At 70.8% G+C, this 18,815-nt stretch carries 18 protein-coding genes; 14 read left to right on the forward strand and 4 right to left on the reverse strand.

What is annotated here, in order from left to right; translation table 11 throughout:
• Nucleotides 1–278: 278 nt before the first annotated feature.
• On the reverse strand, nucleotides 279–1,754 hold the full coding sequence (locus ACODT5_RS33070) for a peptidoglycan recognition protein family protein (RefSeq protein WP_422522775.1): 1,476 nt from the start codon (nucleotides 1,752–1,754) through the stop codon (nucleotides 279–281).
• 150 nt (nucleotides 1,755–1,904) lie between these two features.
• Here ACODT5_RS33070 and ACODT5_RS33075 point away from each other — a divergent pair, with 150 nt between their 5' ends.
• The 4 genes from ACODT5_RS33075 to ACODT5_RS33090 all read left to right on the forward strand — a co-directional run bounded on the left by ACODT5_RS33075 (nucleotide 1,905) and on the right by ACODT5_RS33090 (nucleotide 7,834).
• Nucleotides 1,905–2,654 (forward strand): TIGR03089 family protein, encoded by a 750-nt coding sequence (locus ACODT5_RS33075; RefSeq protein WP_422522776.1) that lies wholly within the window; start codon nucleotides 1,905–1,907, stop codon nucleotides 2,652–2,654.
• A 179-nt stretch (nucleotides 2,655–2,833) separates the two neighbouring features.
• Entirely contained in the window at nucleotides 2,834–4,093 is a 1,260-nt protein-coding gene (locus ACODT5_RS33080; RefSeq protein ID WP_422522777.1) for an LCP family protein, read from the forward strand.
• 222 nt (nucleotides 4,094–4,315) lie between these two features.
• Complete coding sequence (locus tag ACODT5_RS33085; protein WP_422522778.1) at nucleotides 4,316–6,052, forward strand: LCP family protein; 1,737 nt, start codon at nucleotides 4,316–4,318, stop codon at nucleotides 6,050–6,052.
• 102 nt (nucleotides 6,053–6,154) lie between these two features.
• Complete coding sequence (locus ACODT5_RS33090; protein WP_422522779.1) at nucleotides 6,155–7,834, forward strand: LCP family protein; 1,680 nt, start codon at nucleotides 6,155–6,157, stop codon at nucleotides 7,832–7,834.
• Nucleotides 7,835–7,908: 74 nt separating this feature from the next.
• Here the strand turns inward: ACODT5_RS33090 and ACODT5_RS33095 are convergent, their stop codons facing one another.
• Complete coding sequence (locus ACODT5_RS33095) at nucleotides 7,909–8,934, reverse strand: glycosyltransferase family 2 protein (RefSeq protein WP_422522780.1); 1,026 nt, start codon at nucleotides 8,932–8,934, stop codon at nucleotides 7,909–7,911.
• A gap of 141 nt (nucleotides 8,935–9,075) precedes the next feature.
• On the opposite strand from ACODT5_RS33095, the gene ACODT5_RS33100 reads away from it, so the two are divergent.
• Nucleotides 9,076–10,623, forward strand: a complete 1,548-nt coding sequence (locus tag ACODT5_RS33100; protein ID WP_479685668.1) for an LCP family protein — start codon at nucleotides 9,076–9,078, stop codon at nucleotides 10,621–10,623.
• A 175-nt stretch (nucleotides 10,624–10,798) separates the two neighbouring features.
• Here the strand turns inward: ACODT5_RS33100 and ACODT5_RS33105 are convergent, their stop codons facing one another.
• A complete protein-coding gene (locus ACODT5_RS33105) occupies nucleotides 10,799–11,341 on the reverse strand; it encodes an acyl-CoA thioesterase (protein WP_243335130.1) in 543 nt (180 codons plus the stop codon).
• A gap of 106 nt (nucleotides 11,342–11,447) precedes the next feature.
• Between ACODT5_RS33105 and ACODT5_RS33110 the strand changes: the two genes are divergently transcribed.
• Nucleotides 11,448–12,791 (forward strand): LCP family protein, encoded by a 1,344-nt coding sequence (locus ACODT5_RS33110; RefSeq protein WP_422522782.1) that lies wholly within the window; start codon nucleotides 11,448–11,450, stop codon nucleotides 12,789–12,791.
• A 52-nt stretch (nucleotides 12,792–12,843) separates the two neighbouring features.
• Here the strand turns inward: ACODT5_RS33110 and manB are convergent, their stop codons facing one another.
• Nucleotides 12,844–13,926: a mannose-1-phosphate guanylyltransferase gene (manB, locus tag ACODT5_RS33115; RefSeq protein WP_266878072.1), complete on the reverse strand. Its 1,083-nt coding sequence runs from the start codon at nucleotides 13,924–13,926 to the stop codon at nucleotides 12,844–12,846.
• 251 nt (nucleotides 13,927–14,177) lie between these two features.
• Between manB and ACODT5_RS33120 the strand changes: the two genes are divergently transcribed.
• From ACODT5_RS33120 to ACODT5_RS33155, 8 genes are all read left to right on the forward strand, one after another.
• Nucleotides 14,178–14,396 carry a hypothetical protein gene (locus ACODT5_RS33120; RefSeq protein ID WP_422522783.1) on the forward strand — a complete coding sequence of 73 codons (219 nt, stop codon included), beginning with the start codon at nucleotides 14,178–14,180 and terminating at the stop codon, nucleotides 14,394–14,396.
• Nucleotides 14,389–15,612: a hypothetical protein gene (locus ACODT5_RS33125; RefSeq protein WP_422522784.1), complete on the forward strand. Its 1,224-nt coding sequence runs from the start codon at nucleotides 14,389–14,391 to the stop codon at nucleotides 15,610–15,612. The genes ACODT5_RS33120 and ACODT5_RS33125 overlap by 8 nt, the downstream gene beginning before the upstream one ends.
• 237 nt (nucleotides 15,613–15,849) lie before the next feature.
• Nucleotides 15,850–16,107, forward strand: coding sequence for a hypothetical protein (locus ACODT5_RS33130; RefSeq protein WP_422522785.1), 258 nt, complete (start codon nucleotides 15,850–15,852; stop codon nucleotides 16,105–16,107).
• Nucleotides 16,082–16,612 carry a DUF6879 family protein gene (locus ACODT5_RS33135; RefSeq protein ID WP_422522786.1) on the forward strand — a complete coding sequence of 177 codons (531 nt, stop codon included), beginning with the start codon at nucleotides 16,082–16,084 and terminating at the stop codon, nucleotides 16,610–16,612. The genes ACODT5_RS33130 and ACODT5_RS33135 overlap by 26 nt, the downstream gene beginning before the upstream one ends.
• A 26-nt stretch (nucleotides 16,613–16,638) precedes the next feature.
• Nucleotides 16,639–17,487 (forward strand): helix-turn-helix domain-containing protein, encoded by an 849-nt coding sequence (locus ACODT5_RS33140; RefSeq protein ID WP_422522787.1) that lies wholly within the window; start codon nucleotides 16,639–16,641, stop codon nucleotides 17,485–17,487.
• Between the two features lie 263 nt (nucleotides 17,488–17,750).
• Entirely contained in the window at nucleotides 17,751–17,969 is a 219-nt protein-coding gene (locus ACODT5_RS33145) for a hypothetical protein (protein WP_422522788.1), read from the forward strand.
• Nucleotides 17,970–18,025: 56 nt separating this feature from the next.
• Nucleotides 18,026–18,250: a DUF397 domain-containing protein gene (locus ACODT5_RS33150; RefSeq protein WP_422522789.1), complete on the forward strand. Its 225-nt coding sequence runs from the start codon at nucleotides 18,026–18,028 to the stop codon at nucleotides 18,248–18,250.
• 78 nt (nucleotides 18,251–18,328) lie between these two features.
• Nucleotides 18,329–18,811, forward strand: coding sequence for a hypothetical protein (locus ACODT5_RS33155; RefSeq protein ID WP_422522790.1), 483 nt, complete (start codon nucleotides 18,329–18,331; stop codon nucleotides 18,809–18,811).
• Nucleotides 18,812–18,815: the final 4 nt, after the last annotated feature.

The following is an 18,815-nucleotide window of genomic DNA, read 5'->3' on the forward strand; positions in this document are numbered from 1 at the left end:
CGGGGAACGGGCGAAGGGCGGGTAGGGGAACTTGCCCCGCAGGGCACGAGCACCCGCACCCGCCCACCGGCCCCGCCCCCGGCGGCAGGGGCGGGCACGCCGACCAGGCACCGCCGGACGGAGTCCGGCGCAGCGGCGCGAAGCCGGTAAGGCCCCCAAGGGGCCGCACCGCGCGAGCGGCGCGTCAAGAAGGTGCCCGGCACAGCGCGGCGAAGCCCAGGAGGCCCGCCAGGGCCGAGTGGTGCGAGCAGCGCGTCAAGGAGGGGGGAACGCCATCCTCAGGGGCGGCCCTGGAGTTTGGCTGAGGCGGTTCGGGTGGGGGGGAGTTGGGTGTAGAGGTGGCGGCCGGGGCATTCCGTGGCGAAGCCGTCGCGGTGGCCCGAGATGACGTTCAGGCGGACGTTGCTGCCCTTCGCGTAGAGGTTGCCGCCGCCCGAGCGGAGGGTGGTCTTCGCGCGGGGGTCCGCTCCGAAGAGGCCGAGCTTCCAGGCCGTGAGGCGGGCCACCGCGTCGACCGCCGCCTTGGGCGGGGCCGTGGACGCGAAGGTGCCGATGACCGCCACGCCCATGCTGTCCGTGTTGAAGCCCATGGTGTGCGCCCCGAGGACCGCCTTGGCGACTCCGCCCGCCCGGCCCTCGTAGACGGTGCCGCACTTGTCGACGGCGAAGTTGTAGCCGATGTCGCGCCAGCCGCTGCTGACCACGTGGTAGCGGTACAGGCTGCGCAGGACGGCCGGGGCGTCCTTGCAGGCGTAGTTGTTGCCCGAGGCCGTGTGGTGGACGAAGGCGGCCTTGACCGTGTTCGTGTAGACGAAGCCCTTCTCGCGCAGGCTCTCGTCCGCGCCCCATCCCAGCCGGGTGACGATCTTCGGGCGCGGGCCGATGTACGGGGCGGCCGCGAGCGCCTCGTCGGCGAGGACCGCGTCGGCGGTGGAGTCGGCCTTGTTGAGGGCCGGGATCTCCTGGGCGCCCAGGGGGGCCATCGGGATGTTGGCGGAGGAGGACTCCGCCATCTCCATCGTCATGCCGGGGAGGAGCGCCAGCTCTCCCTTGTCGTCGTCGACGGGGGAATCGACGGAGGAATCTACGGAGGAATCGACGGGGGAATCGACGGGGGAAGGGCGGGGCGGCGCGGCCTCCTCCGACGTATTGGCGTTCTTCGCGTCCTGCTGGGCACGGGTGGAGTCTCCCGGGTCCACGAGTTCGATGCGCAGGCCCGTCGGGAGTCCGCCGCTCACCGCGCGGCCGCCCGGTTCCGCCTGGACGCGGACCTCGATGCCGTCGGACTGGCCGACCCACAGGGGGGCGGTGCTGCCGCGGACCCGGCCGGAGCCGCGTTCGACCGTGTCGGGGTCGGCGGCGTGTTCGCTGTTGTGGGTGTCGACGTCCTGCCATTCGGACCAGGCCGAGGTGGCGACGGAGCGGGTGCGGACCTGGACGCGGCCGTCGAGCTGGGTGCTCGCGTCGTCCCAGACGACGCCGACCAGCGAGAAGGTCTTGACCTCGCGCGCCGACAGGCCCCGTGTCTCGGGCAGCCGGGGCGAGGTGCTCATGCCGGGGACCCCGGTGGTGCGGTCCGCCGCGGGTCCCACGGGGACGAGCGGCACGGACTGGGTGGATCCGGCGGGGGCCGCGGGGGCTGACGACCCGATGGCCGCAGCCGGGTGTGCGAGGGCCGTGGAGGAGAGCGCGAGCGGCAGGGCCAGTGCGGCAGCCGTCGCGACGCCGATGGAGGAAGCAAGGAATGCACGCATGGAAAGGATGCTGGGGACTGCGGAGGGCGGGCGCCATCCGAGAACTGACGTGCCGTCCGGTCCGGGCGGCGATACCCCTCCTCCGTACGGGGGATCGCGCTGCGGCCGTACGGAGGAGGGGCGCGGGTCCCCCCGCGTAGGCTCTGGTCCGTGAACGCCACTGACCGCACCCCTGCCGACCTGCTGCGATCCGCGCTCGCCGCCGATCCCGGCCGCCCGCTCGTCACCTTCTACGACGACGCCACGGGCGAGCGCGTCGAATTGTCCGTCGCCACCTTCGCCAATTGGGTGGCCAAGACCGCCAATCTGCTCCAGGGCGACCTGGGCGCCGAGCCGGGCGACCGGCTCGCCCTGCTGCTCCCCGCGCACTGGCAGAGCGCCGTGTGGCTGCTCGCCTGCGCCTCCGTCGGGGTCGTGGTGGAGGTGGGCGGGGATCCGGGCGACGCCGACCTCGTCGTGAGCGGGCCGGACACGCTGGAGGAGGCCGCCGCGTGCTCCGGAGAGCGGGTGGCGCTCGCGCTGCGACCGCTGGGCGGGCGCTTCCCGCAGCCGCCGGCCGGGTTCGCCGACTACGCCGTGGAGGTGCCGGGGCAGGGCGACCGCTTCGCGCCCTTCCAGCCCGTGGACGCGGACGGCCCGGGGCTGGTGGTCGGCGGCGAGGAGCTCTCGTACGCCCGGATCTGCGAGCGCGCCCGCGAGGACGCGGCGAAGCTCGGCTTCGGCGAGGGGGCGCGGGTGCTGTCCCGGCAGGGCTACGACAGCTGGGAGGGGCTCTCGGCCGGGCTCTACGCGGCGCTGGCCACGGGCGGCTCCGTGGTGCTGTGCCGCAACGCCGAGGGGCTTGCGGACGCGGCGCTGGCCCAGCGGATCGAGAGCGAACGGGTCACCCACACGGCCTGACCCCGCCCGACACCGGCGTCACCCACACCGCCCAATGCCGGATATCGGCTATTTGTCACCCACATGGCCCTATACACGGCCGCGCCCCCGGGCCGCATCGAACACCCGGGGGCAGGATCGGCACAGGCCGTACTCACCCGTACGGCCCGTACCGGTTCGGGTGAGGGGACGGAACGCGAGTGACGGACAGCGCGGGCATACCGGGCGGCACCGATGCGGCCGGAGGCGACAAGCCTCCGAACGGCCGCAGGCGGCGCCGGCTGCTGCGCTGGATCGGGCTCGGGACCGGCATGCTGGCCGTCGTCGGGGCGGGCACGGGCTGGTGGATCTACTCCAAGCTCGACGGGAACATCGCCGAGGACACCTCCGCCGCCGCCGAGCTGCGGCGCTACGACAAGGAGCGCCCGGCCCACCTGGCGGGCGGCGCGCAGAACATCCTGCTGATCGGCTCGGACTCCCGCACCGGTGCGGGCAACGCCCCGTACGGGCAGGACCAGGGCACGCAGCGCTCGGACACCACGATCCTGCTGCACCTGCCGGCGGACCGGAAGAGTGCGACGGCGGTGTCGATACCGCGGGACCTGATGACGGAGATACCCGCGTGCCTGAAGCCCGACGGCAACCGCACCAGGGAGCAGTTCGCCCAGTTCAACTGGGCCTTCGAATGGGGCGGGACCGCCTGCACGATCCGTACGGTCGAGGCGATGACCGGGATCCGGGTCGACCACCACATGGTGCTGGACTTCAACGGCTTCAAGAAGATGGTGGACGCCATCGGCGGGGTGGAGGTCTGCCTGAAGCGGCCGGTGGACGACACCGAGGCCAAGCTGAAGCTGCCTGCGGGCCGGCAGACCCTGCAGGGCGAGCAGGCGCTGGGCTTCGTACGGGCCCGCTACAGCCTGGGCAACGGCAGCGACACCGAGCGGATGGAGCGCCAGCAGGCGTTCCTCGGGTCGCTCGTCAAGAAGGTGCAGAGCAATGGGGTGCTGCTCAATCCGGCGCGGCTGTACCCGCTGCTGGACGCGGCGACCTCCTCGGTGACCACCGACCCGGGGCTGGCCTCGCTGCGGGGCCTGTACGAACTGGTGCGGGGCGTACGCGACATCCCGACCGACCAGATCAAGTTCCTCACGGTGCCGCGCCGGCCGTACGCCGCCGACGCGAACCGGGACGAACTGCGCCAGCCGGACGCGACGCAGCTCTTCCAGCGGCTGCGGGCGGACCAGCCGCTCACCATCGCCCCGCCCGCACCCAAGGCCACGGCCACGGCCACGCCCGCTCCGGTCTCCCGGTCCGATGGGGAACCGGACGGGGAGCGGGAGGAGGCGGCGGCCGGCGACGGGGCGCGCGCCGGAACGGACGCCCCGGGAACCACGGAGCCCTCCGCTCCCGTCCCCACGTTCACCGGTACCACGGCCGGTGTGGCCGACTGCCGGTAAAGCAATCCCAAAAGCCGGTGCCCGGGCCGAGCTTGTTGAGGCGATTGCCCCGTTGTAAGTGCGTGGAATTCATCACCAGCATGGTTTGCGGCGAACCTGTCCGGATAAGGTGAGCGATCCGGCGCCCGGCCAGACCAGAGACCGTGCGCCAGCAGCCGGATCGTTGACCGTGCGCCTGGGGGAGGCGCGTCGCGAAGCACCGACGGAGGATTCGAGCAAACCGTGGATGCGCAAAGCCGTGGACGGGCCGACGAGATCGACCCCGCAGACCAGTGGGTACTCAACCCCCGCACCGGCAACTACGAGCTGCGACTGGAAGATTCCGCTGCGCAAGCACCCTCGCAGCGGTCCGTCCCCCGCGCGGCGCCCCGTAGGGCCCCTGTTCCCCCCCGCTCCCCCGCGGCCCCGTCCCCCGCGGTCCCCGGACCGCGCCGTGGTGACGGTCCCCCGCCCGGCGGCGGCCGGCGCGGCGGGCGTTCGCGCAAAGTCGGCGGCGGGGGCCGCAAACGGGCCCTGACCATCACCGGCGGGACCCTGGCGGTGCTGCTGATCGGCGGCTCGGTGGCGGGGTACCTCTATTACCAGCACCTGAACGACAACATCGTGGTCACCGACGTCGGCGACGCGGGCACGAGCGGCGGGTTCCGCAAGGACCAGCCGATCAACATCCTGGTGATCGGCACGGACAAGCGCAGCGGCGCGGGCAACGAGGGGTACGGGGACGCCGGCAGTGTCGGCCACGCCGATACGACGATCCTCTTCCACGTCTCGAAGGACCGCTCCAACGCCACGGCGCTGTCCATCCCGCGCGACCTGATCACCAATGTGCCGGTCTGTCCCACGAAGCAGCCGGACGGCTCGACGAAGGACATCCCCGCCGAGCGCGGGGCCCGCTTCAACAACAGCCTCGGGCAGGCGGGCCGCGACCCGGGCTGCACGATGCGCACCGTCAAGGAGCTCACCGGGATCCAGGTCGACCACTTCATGATGGCCGACTTCAACGCGGTGAAGAACCTGAGCACGGCGGTCGGCGGGGTGCCGGTCTGCGTGGCCAAGGACGTCAACGACAAGGACTCCAAGCTCAAGCTGACGGCGGGCGAGCACCGGCTGCAGGGCGAGCAGGCACTGGCCTTCGTACGGACCCGGCACGCCTTCGGCAACGAGAGCGACCTCGACCGCATCAAGACCCAGCAGCAGTTCCTCGGTTCGATGATGCGCGAGATGAAGTCCAAGGAGACGCTGACGAGTCCGAAGAAGTTCTTCTCCCTCGCGGAAGCCGCCACCAAGTCGCTGAGCGTGGATTCGGGCATAGGGTCGATCGGAAAACTCACCGATCTCGCGGGCGAGTTGAAGAACATCGACCTCAAGAACATCACCTTCACCACGCTTCCGGTGCTCGACAATCCGGCGGAGAAGGTCAAGGCCACCGTGGTGGTCAACCAGGCGCAGGCCGAACCGCTGTTGCAGATGATCCGCGGGGACGTCTCCCTCACCGAGGTCGAGAAGAAGGAACAGGCCGCGAAGGACGCGGCGGCCTCGGACGCGAAGGCCCAGCTGGACGCCCTGATGCAGGGCCCCCGCGCGGCGGCCCATGACGTCCGGGTGGACGTCCTCAACGGCGGTGGCCCGGCCGGATCCGCGTCGGGCACGCTGACCTGGCTGCAGAACACCAAGGGGGTGCTCAAGTCCAGCAACCTGGGCAACGCGCCCGCCAAGGTGACTGCCACGCAGCTGGAGTACGCGCCCAACCAGGCCGATCAGGCGAGGGCGTTGGCGGACATGATGGGGCTGCCGGCGACGGCGCTGAAGCCGGGAACGGCCGACGCCGCGCCCAAGACGCCGATGAAGTTGACGCTCGGCGCGGACTTCAAGGGAGCGGGGGTCTCCATGACGGCACCTCAGCAGGCGCCCGAAGGCGTCCAGCGGGTCGGGGCGGACAAGGCCGTCTGCGCCAAGTGACCCGACAGGCGGGCCGACCGGCCCTCCGCAGTCACGAAATGACATGCCGGAACGCGTCGGACCGGCACAATACCGACACAAAGTGATCGTGATGGGGGACGCGTGAGGCACAGCAGCGTGCAAGGGGAGGGGGCGCCGGGCCGGGCCGGCGACGGCATATCCGGCGCCGGCACCCGTACGGCGGCCACCGGTTCCGTACCGGCGCCGAGGTCGGGTTCCGGCCACCGCCGCGCAGGTCGCGGGAGCGGCGGCGGCAGGCGCCCGAACCGGCGGGGGCGGCGCGCCCTGCGCTGGACGGCCTCCATCCTGGCGCTGCTCATACTCGTGACGGCGGCGGCCGGGTACCTCTACTACCGCCACCTCAACGGCAACATCCGCAGCGGCCAGCGCCTGAGCGGCGACAGCGGGGTCGCCAAGAGCGAGGCCGACGCCGCGGGCCGCCGCCCCATCAACATCCTGATGCTCGGCTCCGACAGCCGGGACAAGCCGGAGAACCAGGAGCTCGGCGGGGGCCGGGACCTGGTCGGCGGCCCCGTGCGGGCCGACACGCAGATGCTGGTCCACATATCGGCCGACCGGAAGAACGCCTCGGTGACCACCGTTCCGCGCGACACGATCGTGGACGTCCCGGAGTGCACCGATCCCAAAACGGGTGAGAAGTACAAAGCCACCAAGACGATGATCAACGAGAGCTTCGGGCGCGGGGGCCCCGGCTGCACCCTGGCCACCTGGGAGAAGCTCGCCAACGTCTACATCGACCACTGGATGACGATCGACTTCGCCGGTGTCGTGAGCATGGCCGACGCGATCGGCGGCGTCGACGTCTGCGTCAACCAGAACGTCGACGACTCCTGGAAACCGGGTCTGGAGACGGGTGGTTCCGGCCTCAGGCTGAAGGCGGGCACCACCAGGATCCAGGGCGAGCAGGCGCTCCAGTGGCTGCGCACCCGGCACGCCTTCGGCAGTGACATGGGCCGGGCCACGGCGCAGCACATGTACATGAACTCGATGATGCGCGGGCTCAAGAGCCAGAACGCCTTCACCGACCTCCCCCGTCTGACAGGCCTGGCCGAGGCTGCGACGAAGGCGCTTCAGGTGTCGGAGGAGATCGGGTCGGTCAAGAAGCTCCTCGACCTCGCCCTGCTGCTCAAGGAAGTGCCGGTCAACCGGATCACGATGGCCACGATCCCGGTGCTGCAGGCGCCGAGCGACAAGAACCGGCTGATCGTCAACCCCACGGACGCTCCGAAGGTGTGGAAGCTGATCCGCGAGGACGTCGCCATGGACAAGAACGGCGCCCCGGCGGCCGCCGCGAGCGGATCGCCGTCGCCGTCCGCTCCCTCGTCCGCGCCGGCCCCGCAGCCGGCCTCCGACCCCGCGAAGGTCGCCGTACAGGTGGTCAACGGCACGGGCTCCGGTGGGCAGCAGCCGGTGGCCAGGCGGGCCACGGCCATCGCCGGCCAGCTGGTCGCCAAGGGGTTCGCGCAGGCCAAGGCGGACGGCGCGCTCATCCCGGAGAAGACGACGGTCGTCCGCTACGCCACGGACGCGCAGGCCGCCGACGCGCAGGCCGTGGCCGCGGCGCTCGGGATCCCGGGCACCTCCGTACAGAAGTCGGCCTCGGCAGCCAGGATCACGGTCCTGGTGGGCGCGGACTGGCGCGAGGGCACCGCCTACCCGCAGCAGGCGCCGCCCGAGGCCGGCGACGTCCCGGAATCGGCCGCCGTGCTCAACGGCACGGACACCAGCTGCATGGACATCTACAAGCCGTACCGCTGGTGAGCTGACGCCTCCGTACACCGAAAGGGGTGACCCGGTCCTCGTCGGACCGGGTCACCCCTTTCGGGTCAGCGGGCTCAGAGCTCGGCGGCGTCCCGGCTCACCGACGGGCGGCGGCTCGCGATGACCTTGGCCGCGAGCGAGCGCGGGCTGGTCAGGAAGCCGTAGCCCCAGCACATGTGCATGGTCGCCAGGGCGACGGGGATCTGCAGCCGGGCCTTCGGCGACAGGCCCTTGCCGGCCGGGACGGAGCCGGCGGTGATCGCCGCGAGGTAGCCCGCCGGGAGGACGAAGGCCCACGGGGTGAGCACCGCTCCGGCGACCAGGCCGGCGGCGACCGCGCAGACGGCGGCCGGCGGGGCGAGGTAGCGCAGGTTGATGGAGCCCGCGTGGTAGCGGGCCACCACGTGGCGCCAGCGCCCGTAGTCCTTGTACTGCTTGGCGAGCGCGCGCACCGAGGGCCGCGGTCGGTACTGGACCTTCAGCTCCGGCGAGAACCAGATCAGCCCGCCGGCCTCGCGGATGCGGAAGTTCAGCTCCCAGTCCTGCGCGCGGATGAACTCCACGTTGTAGCCGCCGGCGGCCTCCAGGGCCTCCCGCCGGAACACCCCGAGGTAGACGGTGTCGGCGGGGCCGGCGTTGCCACCGGTGTGGAAGGCGGCGTTGCCGACGCCGATGCGCGAGGTCATCGCGGCGGCAACGGCGTCCTCCCAGGGGTTCTCGCCCTCGGCGTGCATGATGCCGCCGACGTTCTGCGCGCCGGTCTCCTCCAGGAGGCGGACCGCGGTGGCGATGTAGTTCGGGGAGAGCATGCCGTGGCCGTCCACGCGCACCACGATCGGGTGGCGCGAGGCCTGGATGGCCGCGTTGAGGGCGGCGGGGGTGCGGCCGGTGGGGTTCGGGACGGTGTGGACACGGGGGTCTTCCCGTACCAGCTCGGCGGCGATCTCGTCCGTACGGTCCGTGGACGGGCCGAGGGCGATCACCACTTCCATCTCACCCCCGTACTCCTGTCCGAGGATGTGGTGGACCGAGTCGCGCAGATGGCGCTCCTCGTTGAGCACCGGCATGATCACCGAGACTGCGGGCTGCTGGGCGGGCATGTGGTCCTTCAAGGTCGGGTATCGGTGTCACGTTACCGCGTACGGGGGAACCGGGTGCGCGCCGGATGAGCAGTACGGACAGCAGCTGATCGTATGGACCTACTGTTCTGACGAATCTGCCGATCGTGCGAGGTGTCCCCCGTGCCCCAGCCGCACCGTCCCACCCGACCCGCCCTGCCCGCCCGGTCCGCCCGGCCGTCGCAGCGCGCGCCGCGGCCCGGCGGTCCGGCCGTCCCCCCCAGCGGGATCCGGCCGACGGGCCGGAACCGGCCGGCGGACAGGCCCCGCTGGGGGGTCCGGCTCGCCGCGGGGCTGTCGGTGCTCGTCCTGGGCTCGGGAGCTCTCGGGCACGCCGTGATGACCGGGCTGGACACCGGGATCCAGCGCGTGGACCCCTTCAAGGACATGAAGAACCGCCCGCAGGCCGGGCACGGGGTGAACTTCCTGCTCGTCGGCACCGACGGCCGCGACAAGATCACCGCCGAGGAGAAGCGCGAGTACCGCCTGGGCGGCGCGCCCTGCCACTGCACCGACACCGTCATGCTGGTCCACCTGTCGGCGGACCGGTCGCGGGCCAGTGTGGTCAGCCTCCCCCGCGACAGCTTCGTGCAGCTGCCCGCGCACGTGGACGGCTCCAGCGGCAAACCGCACGGGGCCCACCCCGTGAAGCTCAACGCCGCCTATGCCGAGGGCGGGCCCCAGCTGACCGTGCGCACCGTGGAGAACATGACCCGCGTGAAGATCGACCACTACCTGGAGGTCGACTTCACCAGCTTCATGACGACGGTCGACGCCATGGGCGGCGTGGAGATCTGCACCGCCAAGACCATGAAGGACCCCAACACCGGCCTCGACCTGCTCCCCGGCACCCACCGGCTCAGCGGCGGCCAGGCCCTGCAGTACGTGCGCTCGCGCCATGTCGACGGGGCCTCGGACCTGGGCCGGATGCAGCGCCAGCAGCGGTTCATCGCCGCCCTGATCAAGCAGGCCACCGGGGGCGGGGTGCTGCTCAACCCCGTCAAGTTCAAGGAGGTCAGCTCCACCCTGCTGAGCTCGGTCCGGGCCGACAGGGGCTTCGGTTCGGAGCAGATGCTGGCGCTCGGGCAGGCGATGCGCGATTTCACCCCGTCCTCCTCGGAGTTCGCCTCCGTGCCCGTCGGCAACCCCTCCTTCCCGGTCAAGGGCGTCGGCTCCACCGTGAAATGGGACGAGGGGAAGGCCGCGAAGCTCTTCCAGGCGCTGCGCGAGGACCGGCCGATGGCCGCGCCCGCGGCCCCCGCCGCCGGCGGCCGTCCGGTGCGCCGGCAGCCGGCGGTGCCGGTGGACGTGCCCCCGGGGCAGGTCCGGGTCCAGGTGGAGAACGGCACCCGGATCGACGGGCTGGGTACCCGGGTGGACTCGGCGCTGCGCGCCACCGGCTTCGACACCACCCGGGCTCCGGGGAACGGCGCGAGCCGGGACGTCAAGCGCACGGTGATCACGTACGACCCGCGCTGGGACCGGTCGGCCCGTACGGTGTCCACCGCGCTGCCCGGCAGTGAGCTGCGGGCCGTGCGCGGGCAGGGGCGGACCATCGTGGTGATCGCGGGCGCCGACTACCGCAAGGTGGTGGCGGTGCGCGCGGAGGACCCGTACCAGGGCGAATTCGGTGTGGTCACCGGTGACCAGGTGGTCTGCGGGGGCTCCTGACCGGCCCGCTCTAGGCCGTCTCTTTCGGATCTTGCCGGGCCCGCGCCGCCCGGCACCGCACCTCGCCGCACTGCCGGGGCACCCGAGTACGTCCAGTACGCGGGAGCCCCGGCAGCGCGCCGAGGCACGGCACCGGACGACGCGGACCTGACCGACAAGATCCGAAAGAGACGACCTAGACGTCGGCGTCCAGTCCCTGTGCGGACCGCTCTTCCCGCAGGTCGCGGATGGCCTGGCGGCGGGCGAGCCGGTGGGTGCGACGGATCTGGGCCTCCTGGTAGCGCCGCTCGTCCCGCTCGGTCTCCCGGATCACCTGCGGGACCTGGCGGGGCTTGCCCTCGGCGTCGACCGCGGTGAAGACGAGGTAGGCGCTGCCGACCTGGGTGGCGGGGGTGGACTCGTTCCACCGCTCCGCGAGGACGCGTACGCCGATCTCCATGGAGGAGCGGCCGGTCCAGTTGCACTGGGCCTTGACGTGGACGAGGTCGCCGACGCGGACGGGGGCGAGGAAGGCCATCTCGTCCATGGAGGCGGTGACGGCCGGGCCCCCGGAGTGGCGGCCGGCCACGGCGCCCGCCGCGTCGTCCACCAGCTTCATGATCACGCCGCCGTGCACCGTGCCGAGCAGGTTGGTGTCGTTGGCGGTCATGATGTGGCTCAGGGTGGTGCGGGAAGCGGAGATCGGCTTCCCCGCCGGGTCGCCCGGTATGTCTGTCATGGGAACAGCTTAAGCGCGCTGCCCCGGCATCAGCTCTGCAACAGCACCGGTACGAAGGGCGACCCGGGCTGTTCGGCGGCCCTCCCGGCCAGGCATTCTTGGGCACATGAGTGACAGGGACGGGTGGAGCGGCGAGCAGGACCAGCGCGGCCGCCGCGATGACGGGTACGGCCGCGGCAGCGGCCAGGCGGAGCCGGAAGGCGCACGGCGGATGAGGCACGTCCAGCGGCCCGGCTCCGGCCCCCAGGCGTCCCGGCAGCCCCAGCTGCCCCAGCAGCCCCCGCGCCGTCCGGCCCAGCCGCCGGCCGGGGCCCCTTACGTGCCTCCGCAGCAGGACGGCTCGTACAGCGGCGGCTACGACAGCGGCTACAACACCGGCCAGGTGTACGGAGGCGGCTCCCAGCCGCCCGCCGGCCCCGGCGGGCGCGGCCCGGGCGGCCCCGGCGGCCCGGCCCGGCCGGCGGGACCGGCCCCGGACTGGCGCAGGCGGATCAAGATCGGCTCGATCGTGCTGGTCTCGGGCCTGCTCGTGACGGGCATCGGCACGTACTTCTGGGCCGACTCCAACGTGCGCCGAGAGGTCGACCTCTCCAAGGTCATCGAGCGCCCCAAGGAGGGCGACTGCACGACCTACCTGATCGTGGGCTCCGACAGCCGTGAGGGCATGTCCGCCGAGGACAAGAAGAAGCTCCACACCGGCTCGGCCGAGGGCAAGCGCACCGACTCGATGATGATCCTCGCCAAGTGCTCCAGCGGGAACACGATGATCTCCCTGCCGCGCGACTCCGACGTGGAGATCCCCTCCTTCGTCGGCTCCGAATCGGGCAAGAAGTTCGCGGGCACCGGCAAGCGGACCAAGCTGAACGCGGCGTACGCGCAGGACGGCCCGGAGCTGCTGGTGCGGACGGTGGAGTTCAACACCGGCCTGCGCATCGACCACTACGCGGAGATCGGCTTCGCCGGCTTCGCGAACATCGTGGACGCGCTGGGCGGGGTGGAGCTGAACATCGAGAAGGGGTTCAAGGACGAGAAGTCCGGGGCCGACTTCAAGGCCGGCACCCAGACGCTGAACGGCGAGCAGTCGCTGGCCTACGTGCGGACCCGCTACGCCTTCGCCGAGTCGGACCTGCAGCGGACCAAGAACCAGCAGAAGTTCCTGTCGGCGCTGGCGAGCCAGGCGGCGACCCCGTCGACGATCCTGAACCCGTTCTCGCTGTACCCGGTGCTGGGCGCGGGCCTGGACACGCTGATCGTGGACAAGGACATGGGCCTGTACGACATGGGGTCGATGTTCTTCGCGATGAAGGGCATCAGCGGCGGTGACGGCGTGTCCATGAACATGCCGATCTCCGGTCAGCGCGGCGGCAACCTCGTCTGGGACAAGGCGAAGGTGCAGCAGCTGGTCCAGCAGATCCAGAAGGACGAGAAGGTCACCGTCCGCGGGAACTGACCGCGCGCCGCCGGGCGCCCCTCACCGGGGCACCCGGCGGCCGGCACCCTGCTCAGGCGTCGGAGGAGAACCGGATCGCCGCGTCGGGCAGCCGCGCCCCGCACCAGACCCGGGCGCCGGCGCGGAGCTCGTTGTCGGCCCCCACTTCGGCTCCGTCACCGATGACGGCGGCGTCCAGCACGGTCCGCGCGCCCACCGAGGCGCCGGCGCCGATCAGACTGGCGGACACCTGGGCGTCGGGGCCGACGACCGCGTCCGCCAGCACGATGGAGCCCTGGACGACCGCTCCCGCCTCGATGCGGGCTCCGGCGCCCACGACGGTGCCCCCCGACAGCTTGGCCCCGGCCGCCACGTGGGCTCCGGGCAGTACGAGGGACTCGCCGCGGCGTCCGGGGACGGCCGGGGAGGGGACGACGCCGCGGACCAGGTCGGCGGAGGCCTGGATGATCGCCTCCGGCTTGCCGAGGTCCATCCAGTACGTGTTCTCGGTGACCCCGTGCAGGGTGGCCCCGGAGGCGAGCAAGCCGGGGAAGGTCTCGCGCTCCACGGAAACGGACCGGCCGGCCGGGATGGTGTCGATCACGCTGCGCCGGAAGACGTAGCACCCGGCGTTGATCTGGTCGGTGATGATCTCCTCGGGCGTCTGCGGCTTCTCGGTGAAGGCCAGCACCCGCCCGTGGGCGTCGGTGGGGACCAGGCCGAAGGCGCGCGGGTCGTCGACCCGGACCAGGTGCAGGGAGACGTCGGCGTCGGCCGCCTTGTGCGATTCGACGAGTCCGGCGATGTCCAGGCCGGTGAGGATGTCCCCGTTGAAGACGAGCACGGAGGAGTCCGGACCGCCCGTGAGCAGCCGCGCCGCGTTGCGGATGGCTCCGCCGGTGCCCAGCGGCTCGTCCTCGACCACGTACTCCAGGTGGACGCCGAAGTCGGACCCGTCGCCGAAGTAGGGCTCGAAGACCTCGGCGAGGTAGCAGGTGGCCATCACGATGTGCGTGACGCCTGCGGCGGCGGCACGGGCTATCTGGTGGGCGAGGAAGGGAACGCCTGCCGTGTGCACCATCGGCTTCGGCGTGTTCACCGTGACGGGGCGCAGCCGCGTCCCCTGTCCGCCGACCAGCAGGATCGCTTCCGTCATTTGCGTTCTCCCCAACCGGTTCCGGCGTACGAAGGTCCAAATTTAGCCCATCCGGGTGGCGCCCCCAGAGCCCGAGCCGGATGTATGTGCCGGACCGCCCGCCAGTACGGCCGAAGCGCCCGGCGTGCCCCCAAATGACCGGGCCTCCCTTTCGGTCTTGCAGCCGGTTTCTCCATAGTGCGAACACCGGACACTAAGCGACGCTATGTTGCACGGGCGCAGGCACCGTCAGCGACGAAAGGTCCACTGCCATGGCTCGCCTCAACCTCGCCCAGCTCACCGTCACCGCTGCCCAGAACATCCAGACCGCCGACGCAGTCCGTCGGGACCCGGCCGTCGTCAAGGCGTTCAAGCAGTTCAGGGGAGACAGCGCCCAGGCCGTCCGCTCCGGTGCTGCGCTGGCAAGTGAGCTTGGGTCCTCCTGGCTTCGCCACAGCCCGCCGACCAAGAGGACCGAAACCGATGACTGATTTCAGCGCAGAGGCGATGGGCCTCGTGATCCGCGAGCACCGCCAGGCCCAGAGCCCCTCGATGACCCAGGAAGAGCTGGCCGAGCAGGCCGACTACGGGAAGGGCGGCGCGGTCTCGGTCTCCCGGATCGAGCGCGGGCTCGTCAGCCCCGGGGAGCACCGTCTGGCCGCCATCGCCCTCGCGCTCCAGCTGACACCCGCGCAACTCCAGCAGGAGGCGGAGGACCGGACCAGGTCTCTCGCTCGTCAGCGGGGCCAGCGGCCGGTGAAGCTGCGTGACCAGGTCGCGGAGACGAAGAGACGCCACGCCGAGATCAACGAGAAGGCGGCCCAGCGGTCGAAGATCACCCTGGAACACGGGGAAGCCTTCATCCGTGTCCATGATGTCGTCCGCGACGAGTTCTTCATGAGGTTCGTGGAGCTGGCCGAGAGCATCAGCGGGGCGCCCGAGCCGGAGAGGCCGGGCGAGGAGGAGACCGAGAGCACCGGCGAGATCCCTACGGCGATCCGCGTCGAGGCCATGTCCGCCGGGATCGCCAACGTGATCCGTGGTGCCGCCGCTGGAGGCGCGGTCGGGGCAGCAGCCGGCGGCGCCGCGGCCTACGGTGCGTTCACGGCCGCCGCACTGTTCGGGACCGCCTCCACCGGAGCGGCTATTTCGACGCTGTCCGGGGTTGCCGCGACCAACGCGGCTCTAGCCCTCCTGGGAGGAGGCACGCTGGCCGCGGGCGGTGCCGGCATGGCGGGTGGAGTCCTCCTCCTCACCGGCATGGTCGCCGCCCCGGCGGCAGCGCTGGCGGCCGCCGGCTTCTACGTTCTCAGGCAGCGCCGGAACAAGAAGGAGGAGGAACGTCTCCGAACCGAGATCGAGGCCGCGGAGGCGGCCCTGGACCAGTCGCAGAGGGGCTTCGACACGATGGTCGACGTCCTGCACCGGGCCACGGCCACCATGGAGTACGTCGAAGTCCACGGCACCCACGCCCTGGAGAAGTGGAGGGCGAGTCTGCCGCCGGAGCCCCGGGACTGGGATTCGCTCGGGCACGAGGGGCGGGAACGGTACAAGGAGTTCCTCACCCTGGCGGGATGCTTCCTCGCCACGAGCATCATCAACGTCCCCGCTCTCCTCACGGCGCAGCCCGACGCTTTGCGCGAGATGGACCGGACCATCGACGAGACGCTGCGGTACGCGGACAAGACCATCAAGTCGATCGTCTGAGTCCTGCCGACTGGGGCGGCGCACGCGAACAGCCCCCGGCCTGAGCTGGGGGCTGTGACGTTTGATGCAGGGAGCCTCCCCAGGATTCCCCCATGATCACCTGCTTGTCTCCCCTGGCCAGACCGCTGTGGTGTCGGCCACCCCTCCTACGGGCTCCGGCGGCCCCCTTGACGCCCCGGCGGTGGGGGGATGACGGTCGTGCAAGTTGGCGTAAGCCACTCGACACCGGAGGCAGTCATGGCACTGCGGTTCATCGGGATTGATCCAGACACCGGGCAGCAGGGTTCCCCCACCGTATGGGTGGACGAGGAAAAGGGGGAACTGGTGCTCCAGGGCTGGAAGCCAGACGAGAAGCTAGAGGCGGAGTGCGCGGCGTTCGAGGTTCCCGGGCATGCTCCAGGCGTCCCTCCGCACGAAGCCGTGATTCGAATTCCGGCCCGTATGGTGCCGATGCTCAGGAAGGCGTGCGATGTCGCAGAACGAGCCGGGCTTTAACGAGCTGCTGACCGCAGCCAAGCACTCGGCTGTGCACCTGGAACTGCGCGACTCGTACGGCGTCGGGGATGAGTCCGAGGACTTCGAGACCTGGAAGCGCACGGGCCAGCGCGACATCGACCCGGCGTCCGTCTACTGGACGCCGTGGGTTGATTTGATTCGCGGCACCGTGGCCCGAGGCGTGGCCGTCCGCCGTGCCCGCGTCGTATCGGAACCGGTAACGGATTACATCCGGTACGAGCACGCCGGCACCGTGGTCAACCTTCAGGCCGGGGAGCAGGTCCGCTGGCTGCCTCGGCGGCAGGCTTCGGACATCGCGCTTCCCGGAAACGACTGCTGGGTGTTCGACGGAGAAATCGTGCTCTTCAACCACTTTTCCGGGGACGGGAACTGGTCCGAGCCCGGCTGGGAGGTTCGTTCCGAGCCTGCGGTGGCACGACTCGCCTCGGCTGCGTTCGAGGCAGTCTGGGAGCGCGGCATCCCGCACGAGAAGTACACGGTCTGACCTGACGGAAAACGAAGAGCCCACTCATGTCTGCATCCCCCTCGTCCAGCGCCCAGGCCGCCCGTGAAGCCATCGCCACCCGTCTCGGGGGCCTGCGCAGAGACGCGGAGCTGACCGGGCATGAGTTGGCTCTTCGCTGCGGCTGGAGTCCCGCCAAATCGTCACGGATAGAGCGGGCCAAGACCCCTGCGTCGGCCGCCGACATCCGGGCTTGGTGCACAGCATGCGGAGCGGAGGACCAGACAAACGACCTGATCGCGGCGAATCAGCAAGCCGATCAGATGTACGTCCACTGGCAGAAGCTCCACCGGCACGGCATGCGCAGGGCACAAGAAGAGGTCGTTCCCCTCTACGAACAGACCCGCCATTTCCGCGTGTACTGCTCGAACGTGGTGCCGGGCATGCTCCAGACCGAGGCGTACGCGGCAGCTCTGCTATCGACCATTGCCGCGTTTCAAGACACCCCGGACGACTCGGAGATGGCGGCAGCCTCCCGGATCGAGCGCTCGCACGTACTCCACGAGGGCGACCACCGTTTCGCGCTGCTGTTGGAAGAAACGGTGCTCCGCTACCGCATCGGCGACGCGGCGATCATGGCCGGACAGCTCGGATACCTGCTGGCAGTCATGGCCTTGCCAAACGTGAGTCTGGGGGTGATCCCCTTCACAGCTGAGCGGCGCGTCTGGCCGTTGGAAGCCTTCTATCTGTTCGACAACCGACAGGCGAGCGTCGAATTGCTGACGGCCGCCGTGAACGTCTCGGCCCCGAGCGAGGTGGCTACCTACTCGAAAGCCTTCTCCGAGCTGTCCAAGATTGCCGTATACGGTGCGCCCGCCCGGGCCCTGATCTCAGAAGCGATCACCTCTCTCGGGTAGTTCGTGTGCAAGCTCATGCAAGAACGTGCACCTCGGCCACCCCGTTTTCTAGGCGTGACAAAGACGGAACCCACGCGGTGGCACGAAGCACCTGTGGAGCTACCCATGAGGCAGGAGCGCCCGGCGCCCCGACCTGCCCCCGGCTGTCCCGAGTGCACGCGGCTGGCACAGCTGCGGAAGGCAGCGCGCAGGGAGCAGGACAACACGACGGTTGTCGACTGCGACGTCCTGCTCCGGCTGCACGGGACGGGTCACTGATGGACATGCAGACGTGGCGAGACGCTCGTAAGCGGGCCACGGACGCCGCCGAGGCCATACAGGCAGGGTTGGCCGCTCTCGGCGTTCCCGAGTCCGCGTGGAGCGGCATACGGCCCACCGTGACCTACAACGGCCACGCGTACGTGCACTTGGGGATGCTCCCGGCCGACGTGGTGGAGCAGATGGCCGAGGCCATGAGGGTCACCGAGACTTCCGTCCGCTAACGGGCGGGGGACGGCCGGCTCCGGTCGGCCGTCAGCAGATCAGGAAGGCAACAGCGATGACCGACCTGTACGGGCTCACCATCACGGGCGCCGAGTTCTCGAAGGCATGCGGCGGCAGCACCCACCCCGACGGCGAGGCATGCGTGACGCTCGCCAGGATCGGCCCGGACGCGTGGGCCGTGGGTGACAGCAAGCGGCCGGACGCCGAGCCGCTGCGGTTCACCACGGCGGAGTTGAACGCTGCGGGCATCGACCCCGCACGCTTCGACCTCTCCGCCTGACCCTGAGCACCACCTGGCTGACGGCCCCGCCCACACGCCGACGGGCGGGGCCGTCGCCATCCCGGAATCGGAGCGGCAGTGCACCACCACGGTTACGCATGGGTCGGAGAGAAGAGGGCGTTCGACGACGAAGCCCTGCGGCGGCCACCGCATCCCGACCCGCCTTCGCCCGCGCTGCCGGGTGACGCGGCTTCACAACGGCTTGTCGAGCGGTATCGGGAAGTGGTCGCCGAGTTCAGCGTGACGGGCCTCCCGCCGATGCAGACCGCTCACTGGCTGATGAAACCGCGCGCCTTGGTTCGGGGCACATGGGAAGAACCGAACGAGCCAGGGGAATGGCTCCGCATCCAGTTCGCGGAAGCCGCGCCCCGGTTCGCCTCAGACGCGGACCGGGAAGCGGCCCGGCTGGTGTTCCTGGTGAGAACGGCGGTGGAGCGGCTGACTTGGGGCGGGGACGTGTCGCTGGGGCACTACCTGAACGGCACTCTCTTCCATTCCGTAGCCGTGGTGACGTGCTCACCGAACCGATCCAACCCCGAACTGCCCTGCCCGTTCCGCTGAAACC

It is taken from the genome of Streptomyces tatrensis, from assembly GCF_049310065.1.
GTDB lineage: Bacteria > Actinomycetota > Actinomycetes > Streptomycetales > Streptomycetaceae > Streptomyces.

What these genes read in the sequence shown, in the direction of transcription:
- ACODT5_RS33070 (WP_422522775.1), bottom strand. Translation starts at nt 1,754, where the DNA reads ATGCGTGCATTCCTTGCTTCCTCCATCGGCGTCGCGACGGCTGCCGCA.
- ACODT5_RS33135 (WP_422522786.1), top strand. Translation starts at nt 16,082, where the DNA reads ATGTCGCAGAACGAGCCGGGCTTTAACGAGCTGCTGACCGCAGCCAAG.
- ACODT5_RS33145 (WP_422522788.1), top strand. Translation starts at nt 17,751, where the DNA reads ATGCAGACGTGGCGAGACGCTCGTAAGCGGGCCACGGACGCCGCCGAG.
- ACODT5_RS33105 (WP_243335130.1), bottom strand. Translation starts at nt 11,341, where the DNA reads ATGACAGACATACCGGGCGACCCGGCGGGGAAGCCGATCTCCGCTTCC.
- ACODT5_RS33120 (WP_422522783.1), top strand. Translation starts at nt 14,178, where the DNA reads ATGGCTCGCCTCAACCTCGCCCAGCTCACCGTCACCGCTGCCCAGAAC.
- ACODT5_RS33150 (WP_422522789.1), top strand. Translation starts at nt 18,026, where the DNA reads ATGACCGACCTGTACGGGCTCACCATCACGGGCGCCGAGTTCTCGAAG.
- ACODT5_RS33095 (WP_422522780.1), bottom strand. Translation starts at nt 8,934, where the DNA reads ATGCCCGCCCAGCAGCCCGCAGTCTCGGTGATCATGCCGGTGCTCAAC.
- ACODT5_RS33125 (WP_422522784.1), top strand. Translation starts at nt 14,389, where the DNA reads ATGACTGATTTCAGCGCAGAGGCGATGGGCCTCGTGATCCGCGAGCAC.
- ACODT5_RS33110 (WP_422522782.1), top strand. Translation starts at nt 11,448, where the DNA reads ATGAGTGACAGGGACGGGTGGAGCGGCGAGCAGGACCAGCGCGGCCGC.
- ACODT5_RS33140 (WP_422522787.1), top strand. Translation starts at nt 16,639, where the DNA reads ATGTCTGCATCCCCCTCGTCCAGCGCCCAGGCCGCCCGTGAAGCCATC.
- ACODT5_RS33130 (WP_422522785.1), top strand. Translation starts at nt 15,850, where the DNA reads ATGGCACTGCGGTTCATCGGGATTGATCCAGACACCGGGCAGCAGGGT.
- manB (WP_266878072.1), bottom strand. Translation starts at nt 13,926, where the DNA reads ATGACGGAAGCGATCCTGCTGGTCGGCGGACAGGGGACGCGGCTGCGC.